This window comes from Nocardia sp. NPDC049737 (assembly GCF_040674755.1).
Lineage (GTDB): Bacteria > Actinomycetota > Actinomycetes > Mycobacteriales > Mycobacteriaceae > Nocardia.
Genome location: NZ_JBFANH010000005.1, coordinates 142588 through 163414, shown reverse-complemented (window position 1 = coordinate 163414; position 20827 = coordinate 142588). Strand labels below are relative to the sequence as shown.

Sequence of the window (20827 nt, the reverse complement as noted above, 5' to 3'; positions counted from 1 at the left end):
GACCTCCTCAGTCCTGTGGGTCGGCACGGTGGCGACCCGGTGTGGTGTTGGTTGCCTGCCTGGCGGCACCGCTGTGGACGAGCTCGTCGCCGCTGCCGATGCCCCAATCCTGGAATACCGCGCGGGTGTCGGCGCCGATGGTCGGTGCGGTAGCGCCTGGTCGCGCCGGGGTGGCCGAAAACCGCGGCGCCGCAGCGGGTTGGACCACACCGTCTCGAGTGATCACACTCCCGCGCGCGGCCAGATGCGGATGTGCTGCTGCCTCGGTGAGACCGAGTACGGGCGCGACGCAGGCGTCGGTCCCTTCGAACAACTGGGCCCATTCGTCGCGGGTGCGTTCGGCGAATCGTTCGGCCAACATACTTCGCAGCTTCGGCCAGGTCGACCGGTCGTGCTGTTGTGCTGGATCGACATCGAGGTCGAGCAGTTCGATCAGCTGCCGGTAGAACTTCGCCTCCAGCGCACCGACCGCCATGTGCCGACCGTCTTTGGTCTCGTAGACGGAATAGAACGGCCAACCACCGTCGAGTTGGTTGACCCCGCGCTCGTCGGTCCACGCGCCGCGCGCGAGTTTGGCGAAGGTGCTCGCGAGCAGATGCGCGGTGCCATCCACGATCGCCGCATCGACGACTTGGCCGCAGCCGGTCCGCTCGACGGCATACAGCGCGGCGAGCACCCCGATCACCAGATAGCAACCGCCGCCTCCGAAATCGCCGACCAGATTGAGTGGGATCTGCGGTGGTCCGCCCGCTGATCCGATCGCACTAAGCGCGCCCGTGAGGGCGATATACCCGATATCGTGCCCGGCCGCGGCGGCCAGCGGGCCGTCCTGGCCCCATCCGGTCATCCGGCCGTACACCAGCCGGGGATTGCGAGCCAGGCATTCGTGCGGCCCGATACCGAGACGCTCGGTGACGCCGGGACGAAATCCTTCGATCAGGACGTCGGCACGTTCGATCAGGTCGAGCAGCGCGGCCGGACCCGACGGATGCTTGAGATCGAGTACCACAGAACGCTTCCCGCGATCGGTCACATTGGTCGGGCCGCTCGCGTCCGGCTCATCGGCGCGTTCCGGTCGATCCACCCGGACGACCTCGGCACCGAGATCGGCGAGGAACATGCCAGCGAAGGGGCCGGGACCGATGCCGCCGAGCTCGACCACCCGGCACCCCGCCAGCGGTCCGCCGGTCATCAGCGACCTTTCCAGATCGGTGCCCTCTTTTCGGCGAAGGCGGTGGCGCCTTCTACGGCATCGGCAGAGGAGAACACCGGCTGCGCGATCGCGACCTGTGCGGCCCAGCCCTCCTCCAGCGTCCAGTCGGCGCTGGAACGGGCGATCTGCTTGGTCGCCGCGACGGCCAAAGGTCCATTCGCCGTGATCGTTTCGGCGAGCGCCAGCGCACCCTCCAGCGCGGCGCCCTCCTCGGTGAGCCGATTGACCAGGCCGATCTCGGCCGCTCGCTCGGCGCCGATCGGATCACCGGTCAGCAGCAACTCCAATGCGATCGCGAACGGCACTCGCCGGGGCAGCAGCAAGGCGGCGCCGCCACGGGCGACCAGCGACCGCTTCACCTCGGGCACGCCCACCCGCGCGGTGCGGGCCGCGACCACGAGATCGCAGGCCAGTAGCAGTTCGAAGCCACCGGCCACGGCCCAACCCTCGACCGCCGCGATCAGCGGTTTGCGCGGCGGCGTCATCGTGATCCCGCACAGGCCGCGGCCTTCGATCGCGGGACTCTCACCGCGCAGCCACGCCTTCAAATCCATTCCGGACGAGAAAGTTCCTCCGGCGCCGGTGAGCACGCCTGCCCATAACTCGTCCGACTGGTCGAGCTCATCGACCGCGGCGGCCACCCCGGCCGCGACCCCGGCATTGAGCGCGTTCTTCGCCGTCGGGCGATTGATCGTTATGACCTGGACCGCGCCCCGGCGCTCCACAAGCACTTCGTCCGACACATCTTCTCCTTCGCGCACTGGCCGTCGATCGGCGCCGCTCTCGGGCCCGTCGGTTCAGAACAGTATACTTAATTTGGCTAATTTTCCGAATGAATGCGTATACTGAATTCGTCGCGGCGGCCCTGGGTGGCCATGGCGACGCGCTCGCTACGAGGAGGTAACCGGATGCGCCGGACGCTGTTCACCCAGGACCACGAGGACTTCCGCCTCCTGGTCCGCGATTACCTCGCCCGCGAGGTGGTCCCGGAGTACGAGCAGTGGCGCGAGGCGGGCCTGGTCCCCCGCGAACTGTTCACCTCGCTGGGCAAGCTCGGCATCATCGGCACCGCCGTTCCCGAGGAATTCGGCGGCGGCGGTCAGGACGACTACCGCTACAACGTGGTGCTCCAGGAAGAGTGCGCGCGGGCGGGCGTGACGCTCGGCGGCCTGCGCACCCACCTCGACATCGTCGTCCCGTACTTCCTCGGCCTGGCCGACGACGCCCAACGGTCCCGCTGGTTTCCGGGCCTGGCCTCGGGCGAGCTCTACACCGCGATCGCGATGAGCGAACCCGGGACCGGTTCGGATCTGGCGGGCGTCGCGACCAAGGCGGTCCGCGATGGCGACCACTACGTTCTCAACGGAGCCAAGACCTTCATTACCGGTGGGTACCATGCCGACCTGGTTATCGTCGTCGCACGGACCAGCACCGATCCGGACAATCGCCGCGCGGGCCTTTCCCTGCTGGTGGTGGAGAAGGGGATGGCGGGCTTCACCGTCGGGCGCAAACTCGACAAACTCGGTCTCACCGTGCAGGACACCGTCGAGCTGTCTTTCGCCGATGTGCGCGTCCCCGTTGCCAATCTGCTCGGCGCGGAAGGCGAGGCGTTCTCCTACCTCGGCCGCAATCTGGCGCAGGAGCGGCTGGCCATCTCGGTCGGTGCGGTCGCGCAGGCCCGGGCCGCGCTCGAAATGACCATCACCTACGTGCGGGACCGGACCGTATTCGGTAAACCGGTAGCGCACTTCCAGAACACCAAATTCGAACTCGCGGCCATCGCCGCCGAAGTCGAGGCCGCCCAGACCATGCTCGACGCGGCCGTCACGGCATTGGTCGCCGGCGAATTGAGTCCCGTCGACGCGGCCAAGACCAAGCTGTTCTGCACCGAGATGCAAGGCCGGGTGGTCGACCGCTGCCTGCAACTGCACGGCGGCTACGGCTACATCCTCGAATCCCCGATCGCCCGGCTCTACGCCGACGCCCGGGTGAGCCGCATCTATGGCGGCACCAGCGAGGTCATGAAGACCATCATCAGTAAATCCCTTGGCTTATAAGGAGTTTGGTATGCACATCGACGGTTCCTCGGCACTGGTCACCGGTGGCGCCTCCGGGCTCGGCCTGGCCACCGCGCGTCGGATCATCGGCCGCGGCGGCCGCGTCGTCCTCGCCGACATCTCCGAGGAGCAGGGCGCCAAGGCCGTCGCCGAACTCGGCGACGCGGCACAGTTCGTTCGCGCGGATGTGACCGACGAGGCCGAGATCTCCGCCGCCCTCGATGCCGCCGAAAACAGCGGTCCGCTGCGTTTCGTCGTGCACTGCGCCGGGCGCGGCGGCGACCGGGTCCGGATCATCGACCGCGACCGCACCCCGGGCGACCTCGCGACCTTCGCCGAGGTCGTGCGGATCAACCTGATCGGCAGCTACAACGTGCTGCGCTTGGCCGCCGCCCGCATGGCGGCGAACGAGATCGTCGACGGCGACCGCGGTTCCATCGTCCTCACCGCATCGGTCGCCGCATTCGACGGCCAGATCGGACAGACCTCCTACACCGCATCCAAGGCGGGCGTGCACGGCATCACCTTGGTCGCTGCCCGCGATCTGGCCAGCTGGCAGATCCGGGTGAACACCATCGCGCCTGGCATCATGGACACCCCCATGCTCGCCCGGCTGCGCGAGGACATCCGCGAAAGCCTGGCTGCCACCGTGCCGCATCCCAAGCGCCTCGGTGATGGCGACGACTACGCCCGCCTGGCCATCGAGATGCTGGAGAACCCCTACCTCAACGGCCAGACCATCCGGCTCGACGGCGCCATCCGCATGGCGCCGCGCTGAGCGCCGCACCGATCGCAACCATGGAGGAGCCAGGTGACTCTCACGTTCAGCGAGGAGCAGGTCGAGACCGATGAGCAGTTCCGGGCACGCCTGCGGGCGTTCCTGACCGACCATCATCCCGGTCGTCGACCCAAGGATCCGGCCGAGCGACTGGCCTGGCAGAAGGCCTGGTTGGCAACGCTTTTCGACGCCGGATACGCCGGTCCGAGCTGGCCGCGGGAATACGGTGGGATGGGGCTGAGCTTCGGGCGTCAGGTGATCTACCAGGAGGAGTACGCGCGGGCACGGGTGCCTGGCCCGCTGGGCACCGGTCTGGGCATCGCCGCGCCGACGATCATCAAATACGGCACGGCCGAGCAGAAGCAGCGCTTCCTGGCTCCCATGCTGCGCGGCGATATGGTTTGGGCGCAGGGGTATTCCGAGCCGGGTGCCGGATCGGATCTGCCCGCGCTGCGCACCTCGGCGCGGCTCGAGGGCGGCGGTCCCGACGATCCCGACGCGGAGTATGTGGTCAACGGGCAGAAGGTGTGGAACAGCGCCGCCGATATCGCCGACATCATCTTCACCCTCGTCCGCACCGGTCCGCCGGGATCGCGGCAGGAGGGGATCAGCTATCTGCTGATCGATGCGCACGCACCCGGCGTGAGCGTGCGGCCGCTGCGTGATCTGACCGGCGACGCGCACTTCTGCGAGATCTTCTTCAGCGATGTGCGGGTGCCGGTCGTCAATCGGATCGGCACGGAAAACGGCGGTTGGCCACTGGTGCGCACCAGCCTGGGCCATGAGCGCGCGGCCGGGGCGATGAACCAGGCCGCGATGTACCGGCGCGTACTCGATGAGCTGATCGAGCTGGCGCATGAGCGGGGGGTGACCTCGGATCCATTGGTGCGTGATCGATTGGCGGACTTCGAGATTCGGGTGTCGATCATGCGGTTGACTGGCATGCGCACGATCGCCGACATCATGGCAAAGGGCGAGCCGGGGCCCGCATCGTCGACATCGCGGCTGTTCATCGTGACCTTCGAACAGGACCTGCACGAATTCGCCGTCGATATGCTCGGCGCCTACGGTGTGCTCGGTCGGCGCGATCCGCACGCCGTGCAGCGGGGTCGCTGGGTGTGGGGCTTTCTGCGCACCCGGGCCTCCACGATCGGTGCGGGAACCGCGGAGATCCAACGCAATACCATCGCCGAACAGGTGCTCGGCCTGCCACGCGATCCGGCGATGCCGTCGGTTGGGCGGACTCGATGAGGGCGGCGCGCTGCACCGAATACGGTGCGCCCGCTGGACTGTCGGTCGTCGAGCTCGACGATCCCCAGCCCGGTCCCGGCGAAGTGCTGATCCGGGTACATGCCGCTGCGGTCAACTACCCGGATGTGCTGGTCATCGCGAACCGATATCAGGTATCGGCACCGCTGCCTTTCACACCCGGCAGTGAATTCGCGGGTGTCATAACGGCTTTGGGGCCCGGAGTGGCGGGTCCGCCGGTGGGTTCGCCGGTGGCCGGAGCCGCGCTTACCGGTGCGTTCGCCGAACAGATCGTGGTGCCCGCCGCGGGTTTGCGCCCGATTCCGGACGGTCTCGATATGGTGCACGCCGCCGCGTTTCACGTCACCTACGCGACCGCCTACCACTCGCTGGTCACCATCGGCGAGGGGAAAGCGGGGGAGTGGGCGGTGGTGCTCGGCGCGGCGGGCGGGGTCGGCTCGGCCGCGGTCGATGTCGGCACCCGGTTGGGACTACACGTCATCGCGGCCGCGTCGAGCGAGGACCGGCTCGTGGTCACGCGCAAGCTCGGCGCCGAGGCCGGAATCGATTATGTCCGTGAGGATCTGAAGAAGCGGTTGCGCGAAGTCACCGGCGGCGAAGGCGTCCACCTGGTGATCGATCCGGTGGGCGGCGACTACTCGGAGGCCGCCCTGCGCGGACTGCGGCGCGGCGGCCGATTCGTCACGGTCGGGTATGCCGACGGGAAGATTCCCAGCATTCCGCTGAATCTCGTACTGCTCAAAGAAGCGACCGTACGAGGCTTCGAGATCCGGATGTTGCGCCAGTACGCCAAAGATGCCGTAGCAGCCGGTGATCGTGCGCTGGCCGCGATGGTTCGTGACGGGATGCGTCCGCTCGTCTCCCAGGTCCATCCGCTCGCCGAAATCGCCACCGCATTGACCGACGTTGCCGAACGCCGCACCACCGGAAAGATCGTCCTCGATATGACTGCCACCTGAGCGGCACCACCACCATGGTGGCGGTGCCGCCACCGTCGAAGCGGTCACGCTGTGCGGGCGGCTGGATTCCACGATATCGGCGATGGCATTCATTGCCGGGTTTGCTTTCGCGGACGGTTATTCCTGGATGGTGATGACCAGCGCCGGGCAGACCGCGGCGGCCTCCCGGACATCGGCGGCCTGATCCTCGGGTGGGTTCGCGTCGAGCAGGATGACGATGCCGTCCTCGTCGCGCTGGTCGAAGACATCGGGGGCGACGGCCACGCACTGTCCGCAGGCGACGCACTTGTCTTCGTCGATGGTGACTTTCATGGGGGACTCCTTGTTTGTTAGCGCCGACGTTTGTCAGGCCCGGCTGGTCGCGGCCGACCGGGCCTCGACGATTTCCTGCCTGCGCAGGCGGGTCTGTTTGGGCATGTTCCAGCCGACGACGCCGGTGACTCGACCCTCGAGGGTGTAACGGGCGACGAATCTGCGCTCGTCGGTGGAACCGTTCACGATCTCGACGTCCGCTCCGGTCGGGAGGGTGCCGTGGACCTGGATCTTGGTGTCGAACTGATCGGTCCAGAAGTAGGGGATCGGGGTGTAGGACTGTTCGGCGCCGAGCAGATTGGCGGCGACCGCTGCGGCCTGTTCGGTGGCGTTGGTGCGGTTCTCCATCCGGACCAGGCCGCCCACGTGGTCGTCATACCAGCGGGCGACATCCCCCGCGGCGTAAATACCTTGGGCCGCACGGCAATAGGAGTCGCACACCACGCCGTTGTCCAGCGTCAGTCCGCTGTCGGTCAGCCATTCGGTCGCCGGGACCGCGCCGACCGCGACCACGACGACATCGGCGGGCAGTTCCTCCCCGGTATCCAGCCGCACCCCACCGACCCGGCCGCCGTCGTGGATGAATCCGCTGACTCCGGTGCCGAGCCGCATCCGCACCCCGCGTTCGGTGTGCAGATCGCCGAGCAGGGGTGCGATCACCGGACCGAGTTGTCCGGCCATCGGCGCCAACAGGGGGCCGACCACGGTGACGTCCAGGCCCATAGTCCGTGCGGTGGCGGCGATTTCGGAGCCGAGTACGCCTTCACCGACCACCACGAGCCGAGTGGCGCGCAGCAGATCCGCGCGCAGGGCGACTGCGTCCGCGAGATTACGCAGCACGTGCACACCGGCCAGGCCGTCCGCGCCGGGCAGTGTGCGGGCGTGCACCCCGGTGGCGATCACGACGGCGTCGGCCTGTACGGCCAGCCCGGATTCGGCGTGCACGATGTGGTTCACCGGGTCGAGGGCGACCGCGGTCTCGCCGAGGACCAGATCCATCGGCATCGCGGCCAGATGTGTGGTGGGGCGCAGTTGGGCCTTCTCGGGTTCCCAGGCGCCCGCCAGAATCTGCTTGGACAGCGGCGGCCGGTCGTAGGGAAGTTCGGGCTCGGCGCCGAGGATGGTGACGCTGCCCTGATATCCATTGCGCAGCAAGGCTTCCGCGGTGGACAGTCCGGCCGCGGAGGCACCGACTACCAGTACGCTCTCGGGTACATACATGGCTGAATCTCTTTCGTAGGTCTGGTGGTCGGGGTCAGACGAGCTGCAGGCGCCTGCGCAGCAGGGCGGCGCCCGCCCCCACCGAGACCAGCCCCATGGCGACGCAAGTGGCGATCTGCTGGATACCGTCGAGGCCGAGGCTGTCGGCCACCGGTTCGAAGCCGACTGCCAGCGCGATGGCGAGGTTGAACAGGAACAGCAGCCAGAGGGTGGGCTTCGCGGAGAGCCGCGTTTGGACGGACTTCATGTCGATTCCTTCGAGATCGGAGCCGGTTAACGTCTGGCGTAAACGATTCCGTCTCCGGCTCGTCGCAACGAGGGAGTGCGGTCCCGAAGTCGAGGTGTACCTGGCTACACCCCTCGGCGGTACCGCGCTACACCGTCGGCGGGCATCGCTTCGCATAGCCTGGTCACATGCGGAAAACGGTGCGACAGGCGGCGCGGGCAACCGCCCAGCTGGCCAATGCCGCGGCGCTGGCCTTCGGCTCGTACCTGTTCATTGCCATGCTGTTGCTGACGCTGGCCGGTGCGCTGTCGCTGGTCGGCATCGGGATGGTGCCGGTGACGGTCCAGTTGGTGCGCCAGTTCGCGGGTAGCAAGCGGCGCCAAGTGGCGACATGGACCGGTCGCGCCGTCCCCGAGGCGTATTCGTCGATCAGCGGCCCGCTGCGGCAGAGTCTGCGCGCGGTCGTGCGCGACCCGACGACGCTCGCCGACCTGCGCTGGATGCTGGCCTACTACTTCTACGGCGCCCTGGCCTATCTGGCGATACCGCTGTGGCTGATCGGCTTGCCCGTCGACGGGGTGTGGTGCGGTGTGCTCGGCCGAAAAGCGCTGGTACTACCGCTGATCGGTCGATTAGCCGATCTGGATGCCAATTGGTCTCGCTCACTGCTGCGACCCCCGCCCAAGGCGTGGCTCGCGGCACGGGTCGACGAGCTGACGCAGACCCGTACCAGTGCGATCGCCGCACACGGCGCCGAATTGCGCCGCATCGAACGCGATCTGCACGACGGCACGCAGGCGCGGTTGGTATCGCTGTCCATGCGGATCGGTCTGGCGAAGCGCGCCATGGACCGCGATCCCGCGAACGCGCGCAAACTGCTCGACGAGGCACAGCAACTCACCGAGGAGGCGCTGACCGAACTGCGCCACATCGTGCGGGTGATCCACCCGCCGATCCTCACCGACCGCGGCCTCGCCGGTGCGATCCTGGCACTCGCGACCGACAGTGGTCTCGATGTCACCGTGGACGTAGACGAGGTGTCGCAGGGTCCGCGCGCCCCGGCGGCGGTAGAGGCGGCGGCCTACTTCGTCGTCGCCGAGGCATTGACCAATGCGGCCAAGCACAGCGGGTCCGAGCGGGCCGATGTGCGAATCACGCGGATACCCAATGGATTGCGCGTGGTAGTGCGTGACGAGGGTAGTGGCGGAGTCGAGGATATGTTGCGGGGCAACGGTTCCGAGGGGTCCGGTGTGCTCGGCATGCAACGTCGGGTCGCCGCACTCGATGGGACCTTTACTGTGACCAGCCCCGTCGGGGGTCCGACCGAAATCGAGGTGGATCTGCCGTGCGCGTGGTGATGGCCGAGGACAATGCCCTGCTACGGGAAGGACTCGTCCTATTGCTGACCTCGGCCGGACACGAGGTCGTGGCCGTGGTGGGCAGCGGACCGGAGATTGTGCCCGCATTGCTCACTCACCGTCCGGATATCGCGGTGCTCGATGTCCGGCTGCCGCCGGCCTTCCGGGACGAGGGTCTGCGGGCGGCGCTGGCCGCACGCAAGGAGTTGCCTGGATTGCCGGTGCTCGTGCTCTCGCAGTACGTCGAGGAGTCCTATGCCGCCGAATTGCTCGGCGGCGGAGCCAGTGGGGTCGGCTATCTGCTCAAGGACCGGGTGGGTCGGGTCGACGAATTCCTGGAGGCGCTGGAGCGGGTCGCGGGCGGCGGCACCGCGCTCGACCCCGAGGTGGTGAGTCAACTGCTCACCCGCCGCCGGAATTCACCCCTGGACTCGCTGACGCCACGGGAGCGCGAAGTACTCGAATTGATGGCGGCCGGGCACGACAACGCCACGATCGCGGAAACACTCGTTGTCACCGAACGCGCGGTCAGCAAGCACATCGGCAATGTCTTCCAGAAACTCGGGCTGCCGACGACAGATAGCGGACATCGCCGGGTGCTTGCGGTACTCGCCTACCTCAATAACGCCTAGCGGCGGGGGTGGTCGAGCACGAGCGCCCCGTCCAGAGACCTGCGGGCAGGTTCTCGACGAGGCGTTGAGTTCGGGCTGTTGGGGATGAACGGTGTTACTCGATGGTGATCGCGCGCTCCGGACAGGCCATTTCACCCTCGCGCGCCGCATTCTCCAGATCCGCGGGCACTTCGCCTTCGAACGGCAGGGCGTAGCCGTCGTCATCGAGTTCGAACAACTCCGGGGCCGCGGCCGCGCACCGGGCGTGTCCGGAACACAGCGAACTGTCGATCGTGATCTTCATCGAACAACTCCGTTCTCGAGAGTAGAGATTTCGCCGAGATTCATCGGCCCGGCGTAGGCGATGGTCAGCAGTTCCGTCACCAACATCGCCGTCGGCGCGTGCGCCCGCCGTGATGACGGGCTCGGCATAGGCGCGCACCACCTGACGCGCCGTCGCCCCGGGAATCCGATCGTCGGGAGCGTAGTCATGACCGCGCCGCGCTGCCGCTCGGCTGCGTCACGACCACGAACGTGGCTGTGTCGGTTGTTCGCTCGCTCATGGCTTGGTGGTCGAACCCGCGTCGACGGTGAATTGCAGTCCCGTCACGTAGCGCGCTTCGTCGGAAGCGAGGAACAGCACAGCATTCGAGATATCCCGTGGCTCGACGTGGGTGTGCAGCGTATTCATCGCGGCCAGCGCGAACAGTGGCTCGCGTTCCTTCAGTTCCTCCATCGGCACGCCTACCGTGATGCCAGTGTCGCTGACGCCGGTGGGATGCACGGTGTTCACCCGAATCCGGTGTTTGGCAAGCTCATTGGACAGCGCCTTCATCAGGCCGACCACCCCGTGCTTGCTCGCCACATAGTGGGCGTAGGGCACATGGCCCCGGATACCCGCGGCCGAGCTGGTAATGATGATCGAGCCGCCCGCATCGGCGGCGATCATGCCGGGTACCGCGGCACGCACGGTATTCCAAACGCCCTTGAGGTTGACGTCCATGGTGACGTCCCACTCCTCCTCGGACAATTCCCAGGCGCGACCGGCACTCATCACCCCGGCATTGGCGACAATCGTGTCGAGGTGACCGAATTCGGCCGTCGCCGCGTCCACCGCGGCCCGCATATCGCTGAGCGAGCGCACGTCGGCCTGGACTACGACGCACCGCCCGCCGACGGCCTCGACCAGCTTCGCGGTCTCCTCGAGCTGTTCCTTCGTCGCCAGCGGATAGGGCAGCGCCTTGCTGATCTCCTGGCAGACATCGGTGATCACGACGGCGGCCCCCTCTTCCGCCAGCCGCACCGCATGCGAGCGGCCCTGGCCGCGCCCAGCTCCGGTGATGAGTGCGACCTTGCCCTCTACACGCCCCATACCAACCTCAGTTCCATTGTTGTGCAATGCTTTCCGTGCCGCTGACCGACGTGAGGGGTCAGCGGCCGAGCAGATCGGCGGCTGCCTCGCGCAGCGCGCGGAGCCGGGTTTCGAGCAACTCACGCTCGGCGGCGTCGGCCGCACCGAGTTCGGGCAGCCGCGCCTCGACCTCGCCGATCTCCTCCTGCAGGCGGCCGTAGGCCTCCTCGCGGGTCAGCAGATCCAGTTCCGTCCAGTCGGAGCGCTCGGACTCGGGCTTGCGGCTCATGCGGTACCTCCTGCGGCATGATCGGGGCCCTGTGTGGCTACGCGGCGCCGCCGCCTCCGGGGCTGATCGCTCATGCCGGAAGGTTGTAGAGCCGACGGGTGTTCAGTTCGACCATCTGGTGTACCTCGTCGTCCGGTACATCGGCCAGTACCTCGGCCGCGTAGGCACGGCTCTTGGGCCAGTACGAGTCGGAGTGCGGGTAATCGCATTCCCAGGTGATGCGCTCGACCCCGATGTGGTGGCGCACCTCGATGCCGAACCGGTCATCGATGAAGCAGCCGTGGAAGTGCTTCTTGAACAGGTCCGAGGGCCGAATGTCCTGATTGATGTTCTGGTAGAAGCGATGCCGCTCCCAGGTGCCGTCCATCCGCTCCAACATGTACGGCATCCAGCCGATGCCGCCCTCGGATAAGCCGACCTTCAACTTGGGGTGCCGATGGAACACCGGCGAGAACAACAGGTCCGCGGTGGCGAACATGGAGTTGCAGCCGAACAGCGAGATGGTCACCGCGAACGGAGCCTCCTCTGAGGTCTTCGGCGGTTTGCCCGAGGTGCCGAAGTGCAGGCACAGCGGCATATCGGTCTCCTCGAGCGCGGAGAACATCGGGTCCCAATGATCGCTGTAGAACGACGGCAACCCCAGCGGCGCCGGATTCTCCGGGAAGGAGATCGCCTTCGAGCCCTTGGCGGCGACCCGGTGGATCTCCGCGACACAGGCCTGCACATCCCACAGCGGCAGAATGCTCAGCGGGATCAGGCGGTCGGCCGGACCGGCCGCGCACCACTCGTCGAGCACGAAGTCGTTCCACGCCCGCACAGACAGCAACGCGAGTTCCTTGTCCTGGCTCTCCAGGAATACCGTGCCCGCGAAGCGCGGGAAGGAGGGAAAGCACAGCGCGCCCCAGACGCCGTCGAGGTCCATATCGCGCAGTCTGGCCTTCGGGTCATAGCAGCCCGGGATCATCTCGTCGTAGCGGGTCGGTTCGGTGCCGAACTCCTCGGGATTCTTACCCGCGACGGCATTCAGTCCGATGTAGGGGTACACGCGGCCCTCGTAGGTCCACACCTCCGCGGGTGCGGCGTAGCCCTCCCGATCCTGCTCCACGATTCGCGGACCGGCCTCCCGGTACTTCGCGGGCAACCGGTCCACCCACAGCCGTGGGGGCTCGATCAGGTGGTCATCGGTCGACAGCAGCTTCATCCATGGCTGCAATGGCATCTTGTGCTCCCTCGTCCAGATCGCGGCGCGCCGGAGCAGTCCCGCAAATGGGGCTTGCTCCGCCCTCGACATACGCAGCGCAGAGCCGAAGCCAGCTGTGTGCTGGCACACAAACTCTATATCACTCCGCTTATTGTGTACACCTGATTACTTCTCACTCAGCGGAAACTGTGCCTTCGTCAACTAATCAAGCAATATTCAGTCTACCCATTTACAGTCGAACTCACTATGCTCATGGCACCAGCTCGCCGGGATCGTGCGGCCGCGCCGTGTCCACGGCAGCGCCGGAGTGGATCCGCGCCCGCATTCGAGCGTCCCGCCGCGCCGCGAGAGTCGATGGAAGGAAACCCGCAATGGGTCGAGTACAGGACAAAGTCGTCTTCATAACCGGAGCCGCCCGCGGTCAGGGGCGCGCACACGCGCTGCGGCTCGCGGAGGAGGGCGCCGACATCATCGCCGTCGATCTGTGCGAGAACATCCCCACCAATGGTTATGCGCTGGCGAGTCAGGACGACCTCGACGAAACCGCCCGCCTGGTCGACAAGCTCGGGCGGCGCATCGTCGCCCGTAAGGCCGATGTGCGCGACCCGGCCGCATTGAAGGCCGCCGTGGCCGAAGGGGTTGCCGAGTTCGGCAGGCTCGATGGCGTTGTCGCACAAGCCGGTATCGCCCCGTTGGGTCCGCAGGACAGTGCACTGGCCTTCATCGATGCCATCACCGTCGATTTCAACGGCGTCGTCCACGCCGTCGAGGCCGCCCTGCCGCATTTGAAGGCGGGGGCCTCGATCGTGGCGACCGGATCGCTGGCCGCGCTGATTCCGGCGAGCGTCGACAACCCCGCCAACGGTCCCGGCGGTCTCGGTTACTCCTTTGCCAAGCGCACCGTCGCCGCCTTCATCCACGATCTCGCGACCGTACTCGCATCCCGGCAGATCAGGGCCAATGCGGTGCACCCGACGAACGTCAATACCGACATGCTCAACAACGAGCTCATGTACCGCTCGTTCCGGCCCGATCTGGAGAATCCGACGCGCGAGGATGCCTTGGTCTCCTTTCCCGCGACCACCGGCATGGGCAACCCCTATGTCGAACCCGAGGACATCGCCGACGCCGTGCTCTTTCTGATTTCCGAGGAATCCCGGTGGGTGACCGGCATGCAGATGCGTGTCGACGCCGGTGGTTACGTCAAGAAGCGCCCCCAGCTGCCGACTTTCTGACCAGGTGGGTGGGCAGTGGTCGGCTGCCCACCCACCCCATTCAGGCTCGGGCCGAGCGCGCCACATACCGCGCGATCACATTGCGCTGAATCTCGTTGGTGCCCTCGCCGATTTCGAGAATCTTGGCATCGGCGTAGAAGCGCGAGATCTTCGACTCGCGCATATAGCCATAGCCGCCGTGGATCTGGACGCTGGCGCTGGCCGCTCGATTGGCCACCTCGGAGGCGTACAACTTGGCCATGGCCGCCGCTTGGCCGAACGGCCTGCCCTCGTCGGCGAGCCATGCGGCGCGATAGACGAGGGCGCGTGCCGCTTCGACCTCGGTGGCCATATCGGCGAGCTTGTGCTGTACCGCCTGGAACGCCGAGAGCGGCTTGCCGAACTGTTCGCGTTGGGACGCATGGGTGGCAGCGAGATCGAGCGCCTCTTGGGCCAGGGACAGCGCCAGTGCCGCGACGCTGATGCGGCCGCCGTCGAGCACATCGAGGAACTGCCGTAATCCGTTGCCCTCGTCGCCGATCAGGTTCTCGCCCGGGATCCAGCAATCGTCGAAGATCAGCTCCCGCGAATCCATCGCATGCCAGCCGAGCTTCTTCATCGGATGGCCGACGGTATAGCCCGGTGTGCCGGTCGGCACGAAAAACGTTCCGTACCTTCTGGTTCCGTCATTATCGGTGCCGGTCACCGCGAGAATCGTGACGCCGAGACTGATCTCGGTGCCCGCATTGGTGATGAACATTTTGGTGCCGTTGATGAGCCATCCGTCACCGTCACGCCGAGCGGTGGTCCGGATACCGGCCGCATCCGAGCCCGCGGTCGGTTCCGTCAGTCCGAAGGCGCCGATATGGGTGCCCTGCGCGAGCGGCGTCAGCCATTTCGCCTTCTGTTCCTGGGTGCCGAAGGTGGCCAGGGGCAGCGAGGCGATGGTGGAGTGGGCGTTCCAGCAGGCGGCCAGCGACTGATCCGCCGCGCCGATCATTTCCATGGCGGCCACATAGGAGACGAACCCGACATCGGTGCCGCCGTACTCGGGGGCGACGAGCAATCCGGTCAGGTCCAACTCGCCCATTTTCAAGAAGACCTGGGACGGGAATCGTTCCTGCTCCGACCAGGACTCGGCATGCGGCTCGATCTCCCGTTCGGCGAAGTCACGGCACAGCTTCTGTAGCTCGATCGCCTCGGCTGGCAGGTCTAGATCCATAGCGAGTCCGTCCTGTCGTCTGGTCGCCAACAGCGACTCTTGTTTTTTCGAACACTCGGTATAATATTTACCATCGGTGCCGCACGTCAACAGTCGCACCGAGTGCGAGGCCGTCGACCGATCGGTGAGAAATCCATGACAATGACTGAATCCAATTCGCGGACAACGGACTTGGGGAATGCGGCGACGCTGACCGAGATGTACCGGAGAATGCTGACGATTCGGCGGTTCGAAGAGCACGCCGCCCGGCTCTACCGCGACAGCCGGATACCGGGATTCCTGCATCTGTCCATCGGTCAGGAGGCATCCGCGGTCGGCGCCTGCTGGCCACTGGACGACCGGGATGTGGTGACCTCGACCCATCGTGGCCACGGCCACTGCATCGCCAAGGGCCTCGATGTCGACGGCATGTTCGCCGAGCTCATGGGCAAGGAGAGCGGAACCTGCAAGGGGCGCGGCGGTTCCATGCACATCGCGGATCCACGCAAGGGGATCTTCGGCGCGAACGGCATTGTAGGTGCGGGCCTGCCGATCGCGGTCGGCGCCGGCACCGCCGCCCAGCTGCGCCGGGGCGGCGGCGTGGTCGTCGCCTTCTTCGGCGACGGCGCCATCGCCCAGGGGGTGTTTCATGAATCGGTCAATTTGGCCGCGGTGTGGGACCTGCCTGTCATCTTCTTCTGCGAGAACAACGGCTACTCCGAATTCTCCGCGGCGGCCGACCAGCACCGGGCGACCCTGCGCGAGCGCGCGGCGGGCTACGGCGTCGAATACCACGGGGTGGACGGCAATGATGTCGTGCAGGTCGCGGCGCTACAGCGCGAGCTCGTTACTCAGCTGCGCGCCGGTGTGGGCCCGATGATCGTCGAGGCCACCACCTACCGCTGGCACGGGCACTACGAGGGCGATCCCGAAAGCTACCGGGACGCCGAAGAACTCGCCGAATGGAAGAAGCGCGATCCGCTGGTACTGCTCGGCGACACCATGCGCGGGCGCGGGCTGGCCGAGCAACTGACCGTCGTCGAGCGTGAGGTCGACGCAGTGATCGAGCACGCGATCGAGCAGGCCACCGCCGCACCGTACCCCGCCGCCGAGACGGCCGGCGATTTCGTCACCACACCACGTGCCGACATACCGGAACCGGCGACACCGACCGACGGATCGCTGAAAATCATGCATGCGATCACCAATGCGTTGAATCGTGAGCTCGCGGACGATCCGACCGTCTTCCTGGCGGGCATCGATGTCGGAAAGGGCGGCAATGTCTACGGATTGACGCGCGGTCTGGCCGAGAAATACCCGGGCCGCGTCCGTGACACCCCGATTTCCGAAAGCGCGATCATGGGGACCGCGGTGGGTGCGGCGATGGCGGGCTACCGCCCGGTCGTCGAACTGATGTACTTCGACTTCATCGGCGTCTGCCTGGATCAATTGATGAACCAGGCGGCCAAATTGCGCTTCATGACCGGCGGCGCGGTGACCATGCCACTGGTGGTGCGCACCCAGTTCGGTGCGGGCAAATCCTCCGGCAGCCAGCATTCTCAGAGTCTGGAGGGTCTGCTCGCGCACATCCCCGGGCTGACGGTGGTGATGCCGTCGACTCCGGCCGATACCTACGGCTTGTTGCGCGCCGCGATCCAGGATCCCAATCCGGTGATCTTCATCGAGAACCGCCTGCTGTACGGCAAGAAGGGGCCCGAGCCGTCGGCGGATCACATTGTGCCCCTCGGCAAGGCGATCGTGCGACGACCCGGCGTCGACGCGACCGTGGTCTCGTATTCGAAGATGATGTACGACTGCCTCGCCGTGGCCGATCGCCTGTCCGCCGAGGGCATCGAGGTCGAGGTCATCGATCTGCGGACCATCAGTCCGCTGGACTTCGATACCGTCCTGACCTCGCTGCGCAAGACGAATCGTCTGGTGGTCGTCCATCAGGCCGTCGGTGAATTCGGCGTCGGCGCCGAACTGGCCGCCCGCGCCGTCCGCGAGGGATTCTGGTACCTGGACGCGCCGGTGATCCGAGTGACGGCCGGTCCGACACCCGCGCCATACAGCCCGACGCTGGAGCAGATCTGGCTGCCCGACGAGGCGCGCATCGAGGCCGCGATTCGCGAATCCTTGGACGCCCACCCGTGACCGACGCCGAGACGGTAGTTTCTACCGACCGTTCACTCTGCGTATACTCGGTTCGCACGCGACCGAGGGAGGGATGAAATGGCTCGACCACCAGGACACGGACCTGCCTACGAGGTCAAGCGACAGGAAATCATCGATACGGCCGCGGCGCTATTCGCGAAAAAGGGTTATGCCGCGACCGGGATCATCGAGATCGGTGACACGGTCGGCCTTGCCAAGGGTGCGCTGTACTACTACATCGGCTCCAAGGAAAATCTGCTCGTCGAAATCCAGGGCAGGGTGCTCGACCCGTTGTTGGTCGTCGCCGCGCGCATCCAGGAGTTGGATGCTGCGCCGCTGGTCAAACTTCGGTTGTTGTCCGAGGAATTGCTGAATGTCATATTCGGGCGCCTGGACCATATCTGGGTGTACGAACACGACTATCGCCAACTGACCGGCGAGAATCTGTCCCGCATGCTCGAGAAGCGCAAGGAAGTCGAGAATGTCGTGCGGTCGCTACTGGTCGACGCGATGGACGACGGATCGCTGAGCAAGGCCGATCCGACCCTGGCCATGTTGCAGTTTCTCAATATGCACAACCGCACCTATCAGTGGCTCGATCCGGATAAGCGGTGGGATGCGAAATTCCTGTCGAAGTCCTACTGCCACACCCTCTTCAATGGCTTCGCTGACGGCGAATGTGATCTCGAGGCGCTGGAGGCGCAGGTCGAGGCGCAGACGGTGGCGAGTAGCGCCTAGCATCTGGTCGATCCGAACGCCGCGTTCGACAACCGTGTGTTGTCCGACGCGGCGTTCGGCGTTTCCGGCGGTCGGCCCGCGAGACCTTGACAGAATTGCGGTTTTGGTTTTGTATACCGAGTGTTCTAATTAATTGACAGTCCCGACATGGGAGGCCGGCATGGGTTCGAGGCTCGAAGGCAAGACCGCGGTGGTGACCGGCGCAGGTGGCGCGCTCGGCTCGGCGGTCGCGCTGCGCTGCGCCGAGGAGGGGGTTCGCGATCTCGTCCTCGCCGATCTCGATGTCGATGGCATGGCTTCGCTAGCGGATGCATTGCGCGCCAAGGGAATTACCGTGGCAGCGGAGCGGCTGGACGTCGCCGACGGTGACGAATTCGACGCACTCATCCGGTCCGCGGTCGAGCGCAGCGGCACCGTCGATGTGCTGGTGAACACCGCGGGCATCGTGTCGCCGAACGCCCGCATCCACCACCTGTCCACCGAGGACTGGCAGCGCACCATGTCTGTCAACCTGACCGGCACTTTCCATGGCATCCGTGCCGTAGCCCGCGCGCTGCGCAAGAAGTCGAATGTCTCCATCGTCAATATCGCCTCCGTCAGTGGGCTGACCGCTTGGGCTTATGCCGCGCCATATTGCGCCTCGAAGGCTGGGGTGATCCACCTGACCCGCGTCGCCGCACTCGAATACGCCAAGGAGGGGATTCGGGTCAACGCCGTATGTCCCGGCACCTTTCCGACGGCTGTGCACGACGGCCTGCCCGCCGAAGCGATGAATGCGATCGAGGCGAAGCATCCGCTCGGATTCGGTGCGCCCGCCGACATCACCGGCGCGGTCGTCTATCTCGCCAGCGATGAATCGCGTTGGGTCACCGGGCATTCCCTGGTCGTCGACGGCGGCTACTCATTGCCGTGATGTGGCGCAACCGTCGCGAATGGTTGTCTGCGGCACCACCGTTGATTAGTCTGATCGGTACAGAAAACTTTCAGCTTCCTCTTCACAGCGAAGGCCCGTGAATGTTCAACTTCGCCGCCGTATTCGACCGGAACGCGCAACAATACGCAGCCGAAATCGCACTGTCCGAAGGCGATCGGGCGTTGACCTACGCCGAACTGCGCACCCGCGTGCATGCGCTGGGCCTCACGCTGCGTGAGCTGGGAGTCGCACCGGGCGACATCGTCGCCGTGCTGCTGTACAACCGGATCGAATTCGTGGAAACCATGCTCGCGGCCAATCACATCGGCGCCGCGATCATGCCGCTCAACTATCGGTTGTCTCCGGCGGAATGGCAGTACATTCTCGAGCATTCGAATGCCGGTGCCATCGTCACGGAGTCCGAGTTCACCACGGGCATCGACGCATTGGTCCCGTCCTTGTCGCGGCTGCGACACCGCGTGACGCTCGATGCGGCACCTGATCCGTCGTGGCTGGAATACGACGCGCTGGTCGGGCCGAATATCGGCCGGACGACGGACGTGGTCGATGTGGAACCCGATGCGCTGCAACGACTTATGTACACCTCGGGAACGACCTCGCGCCCGAAGGGTGTGATGATCTCCCACCAGAACCTGACCTGGAAGAATCTCGCGCACATCCTCGAGTTCTCGCTGACCGCCGCGGACAACACCCTGGTCTGCGGCCCGCTCTACCACGTCGGCGGAATGGATCTGCCGGGCCTGGCCACCTTCCACGCTGGTGGGCGATTGAGCCTGATTCGCCGTTTCGACGCCGCCGCGGTAGTGGACGCGATCGAACAGCTTCGCCCGACCAATGTCTGGCTGGCGCCGTCGATGATGAACGCACTGCTGCAACTGCCCGATATCGCCGAGCGAGACACCTCATCGATCCGCTTCATCACCGGTGGTGGCGAGAAGATGCCCATCCCGCTGCTCGACCGGATCGCCGATGCGTTCGCGGATGTCTGGTTCGCCGACGCCTACGGTCTCACCGAAACCGTCTCCGGCGATACCGTCAACGATGTCGAGCACATGCGATCGAAGGTCGGCTCGGTCGGGCGGCCGGTGGCCGATGTCGAGGTCGCCATTGTCGACGAGCGCGATACCCCTGTTCCGGCCGGACAACTCGGCGAGATCGTCATCCGCGGGCCCAAGGTGACGTCCGGCTATTGGCGTGACGAGGCGGCCACCCGCTCGGCCCTGCGCAACGGATGGTTTCACACCGGCGATATCGGCCGCCTCGACGAAGACGGCTACCTCTACATCGAGGACCGCAAGAAGGACATGATCGTCTCGGGCGGGGAGAATATCGCCACCCCGGAGGTCGAACGGGTGCTGTACGAGTATCCGGATGTGGTCGAGGCGGCGGTCGTCGGCATGCCCCATCCGCGCTGGGGCGAGGTGCCGAAGGCATTCGTGGTGCTGCGCGCCGGCAGCCACTTCGACGCCGAGGCGCTGAAGGATTTCTGTCGCACCCGCTTGGCGAAATATAAAGTGCCCGCGGAGATCGAATGCATCGACTCTTTGCCGAGAACTCCTTCCGGGAAGGTGCTCAAGCGCGTATTGCGCGACGGGACCGCCTGAGTTCACGCGGCTCTCGCACACCCTCGGACGCTGTCGCACAGCGACTCTCCGCACGACACGCCGGGCTGAAAACCAGAAGCTTTGCGCGAGCTCGGATTTGACCGAGGTTGAGGTAGCGACGGGCTCATCCCGACATT

General features: G+C 65.9%; 22 protein-coding genes. 11 read left to right on the top strand and 11 right to left on the bottom strand.

The features are described from left to right. Window positions 1–7 precede the first annotated feature (7 nt). Together AB0J47_RS09305 and AB0J47_RS09300 are read right to left on the bottom strand one after the other, a co-directional pair. On the bottom strand, window positions 8–1192 hold the full coding sequence (locus tag AB0J47_RS09305; protein WP_364342468.1) for a CaiB/BaiF CoA-transferase family protein: 1185 nt from the start codon (window positions 1190–1192) through the stop codon (window positions 8–10). Further along, window positions 1192–1956 carry a crotonase/enoyl-CoA hydratase family protein gene (locus tag AB0J47_RS09300; RefSeq protein ID WP_364342465.1) on the bottom strand — a complete coding sequence of 255 codons (765 nt, stop codon included), beginning with the start codon at window positions 1954–1956 and terminating at the stop codon, window positions 1192–1194. Before AB0J47_RS09300 ends, AB0J47_RS09305 begins: the two co-directional genes overlap by 1 nt. 165 nt (window positions 1957–2121) lie before the next feature. Between AB0J47_RS09300 and AB0J47_RS09295 the strand changes: the two genes are divergently transcribed. From AB0J47_RS09295 to AB0J47_RS09280, 4 genes are read left to right on the top strand one after another with little or no spacing between them, the layout of a single operon-like run. Next, window positions 2122–3270, top strand: a complete 1149-nt coding sequence (locus AB0J47_RS09295; protein ID WP_364342462.1) for an acyl-CoA dehydrogenase family protein — start codon at window positions 2122–2124, stop codon at window positions 3268–3270. Between the two features lie 10 nt (window positions 3271–3280). Next, a complete protein-coding gene (locus AB0J47_RS09290; protein ID WP_364342459.1) occupies window positions 3281–4048 on the top strand; it encodes an SDR family NAD(P)-dependent oxidoreductase in 768 nt (255 codons plus the stop codon). A 33-nt stretch (window positions 4049–4081) separates the two neighbouring features. Further along, window positions 4082–5299, top strand: coding sequence for an acyl-CoA dehydrogenase family protein (locus tag AB0J47_RS09285; protein WP_364342456.1), 1218 nt, complete (start codon window positions 4082–4084; stop codon window positions 5297–5299). Then, window positions 5296–6276, top strand: coding sequence for an NADPH:quinone oxidoreductase family protein (locus AB0J47_RS09280; RefSeq protein WP_364342453.1), 981 nt, complete (start codon window positions 5296–5298; stop codon window positions 6274–6276). The genes AB0J47_RS09285 and AB0J47_RS09280 overlap by 4 nt, the downstream gene beginning before the upstream one ends. Before the next feature lie 117 nt (window positions 6277–6393). Here the strand turns inward: AB0J47_RS09280 and AB0J47_RS09275 are convergent, their stop codons facing one another. Genes AB0J47_RS09275 through AB0J47_RS09265 form a run of 3 tightly spaced genes read right to left on the bottom strand, consistent with a single transcriptional unit; the run spans window position 6394 to window position 8056 of the window. Then, window positions 6394–6588 carry a ferredoxin gene (locus tag AB0J47_RS09275; RefSeq protein WP_063038717.1) on the bottom strand — a complete coding sequence of 65 codons (195 nt, stop codon included), beginning with the start codon at window positions 6586–6588 and terminating at the stop codon, window positions 6394–6396. A 33-nt stretch (window positions 6589–6621) separates the two neighbouring features. Beyond that, the gene (locus AB0J47_RS09270; protein WP_364342448.1) at window positions 6622–7809 is read right to left on the bottom strand and encodes an FAD-dependent oxidoreductase; all 1188 of its coding nucleotides are present in this window, start codon (window positions 7807–7809) and stop codon (window positions 6622–6624) included. Window positions 7810–7843: 34 nt separating this feature from the next. Continuing rightward, a complete protein-coding gene (locus tag AB0J47_RS09265) occupies window positions 7844–8056 on the bottom strand; it encodes a hypothetical protein (protein WP_364342445.1) in 213 nt (70 codons plus the stop codon). 167 nt (window positions 8057–8223) lie between these two features. Between AB0J47_RS09265 and AB0J47_RS09260 the strand changes: the two genes are divergently transcribed. Continuing rightward, a complete protein-coding gene (locus AB0J47_RS09260) occupies window positions 8224–9393 on the top strand; it encodes a histidine kinase (protein WP_364342442.1) in 1170 nt (389 codons plus the stop codon). Continuing rightward, window positions 9381–10025: a response regulator transcription factor gene (locus AB0J47_RS09255; RefSeq protein ID WP_364342439.1), complete on the top strand. Its 645-nt coding sequence runs from the start codon at window positions 9381–9383 to the stop codon at window positions 10023–10025. Before AB0J47_RS09260 ends, AB0J47_RS09255 begins: the two co-directional genes overlap by 13 nt. Before the next feature lie 94 nt (window positions 10026–10119). Here AB0J47_RS09255 and AB0J47_RS09250 read toward each other — a convergent pair whose 3' ends face one another. The 5 genes from AB0J47_RS09250 to AB0J47_RS09230 form a co-directional block, all read right to left on the bottom strand. Further along, a complete protein-coding gene (locus tag AB0J47_RS09250) occupies window positions 10120–10308 on the bottom strand; it encodes a ferredoxin (RefSeq protein ID WP_357465927.1) in 189 nt (62 codons plus the stop codon). Beyond that, window positions 10305–10436, bottom strand: coding sequence for a hypothetical protein (locus AB0J47_RS09245; RefSeq protein WP_364342434.1), 132 nt, complete (start codon window positions 10434–10436; stop codon window positions 10305–10307). Before AB0J47_RS09245 ends, AB0J47_RS09250 begins: the two co-directional genes overlap by 4 nt. A gap of 127 nt (window positions 10437–10563) precedes the next feature. Continuing rightward, complete coding sequence (locus tag AB0J47_RS09240; protein WP_364342431.1) at window positions 10564–11376, bottom strand: mycofactocin-coupled SDR family oxidoreductase; 813 nt, start codon at window positions 11374–11376, stop codon at window positions 10564–10566. A gap of 58 nt (window positions 11377–11434) precedes the next feature. Then, window positions 11435–11644 (bottom strand): hypothetical protein, encoded by a 210-nt coding sequence (locus tag AB0J47_RS09235; RefSeq protein ID WP_364342428.1) that lies wholly within the window; start codon window positions 11642–11644, stop codon window positions 11435–11437. Window positions 11645–11714: 70 nt separating this feature from the next. Further along, complete coding sequence (locus tag AB0J47_RS09230) at window positions 11715–12863, bottom strand: amidohydrolase family protein (RefSeq protein ID WP_364342425.1); 1149 nt, start codon at window positions 12861–12863, stop codon at window positions 11715–11717. A 353-nt stretch (window positions 12864–13216) separates the two neighbouring features. Between AB0J47_RS09230 and AB0J47_RS09225 the strand changes: the two genes are divergently transcribed. Further along, window positions 13217–14080 (top strand): mycofactocin-coupled SDR family oxidoreductase, encoded by an 864-nt coding sequence (locus AB0J47_RS09225; RefSeq protein ID WP_364342422.1) that lies wholly within the window; start codon window positions 13217–13219, stop codon window positions 14078–14080. A 40-nt stretch (window positions 14081–14120) separates the two neighbouring features. Here the strand turns inward: AB0J47_RS09225 and AB0J47_RS09220 are convergent, their stop codons facing one another. After that, window positions 14121–15281 carry an acyl-CoA dehydrogenase family protein gene (locus tag AB0J47_RS09220; RefSeq protein ID WP_364342419.1) on the bottom strand — a complete coding sequence of 387 codons (1161 nt, stop codon included), beginning with the start codon at window positions 15279–15281 and terminating at the stop codon, window positions 14121–14123. Window positions 15282–15416: 135 nt separating this feature from the next. Between AB0J47_RS09220 and AB0J47_RS09215 the strand changes: the two genes are divergently transcribed. From AB0J47_RS09215 to AB0J47_RS09200, 4 genes are all read left to right on the top strand, one after another. Further along, window positions 15417–17414 carry a dehydrogenase E1 component subunit alpha/beta gene (locus AB0J47_RS09215; RefSeq protein WP_364342416.1) on the top strand — a complete coding sequence of 666 codons (1998 nt, stop codon included), beginning with the start codon at window positions 15417–15419 and terminating at the stop codon, window positions 17412–17414. A 78-nt stretch (window positions 17415–17492) separates the two neighbouring features. Beyond that, window positions 17493–18152: a TetR/AcrR family transcriptional regulator gene (locus AB0J47_RS09210; RefSeq protein WP_364342413.1), complete on the top strand. Its 660-nt coding sequence runs from the start codon at window positions 17493–17495 to the stop codon at window positions 18150–18152. A 160-nt stretch (window positions 18153–18312) separates the two neighbouring features. Then, window positions 18313–19065, top strand: coding sequence for an SDR family NAD(P)-dependent oxidoreductase (locus AB0J47_RS09205; RefSeq protein WP_364342410.1), 753 nt, complete (start codon window positions 18313–18315; stop codon window positions 19063–19065). A gap of 101 nt (window positions 19066–19166) precedes the next feature. Next, window positions 19167–20690: a long-chain fatty acid--CoA ligase gene (locus AB0J47_RS09200; RefSeq protein ID WP_364342407.1), complete on the top strand. Its 1524-nt coding sequence runs from the start codon at window positions 19167–19169 to the stop codon at window positions 20688–20690. Window positions 20691–20827: the final 137 nt, after the last annotated feature.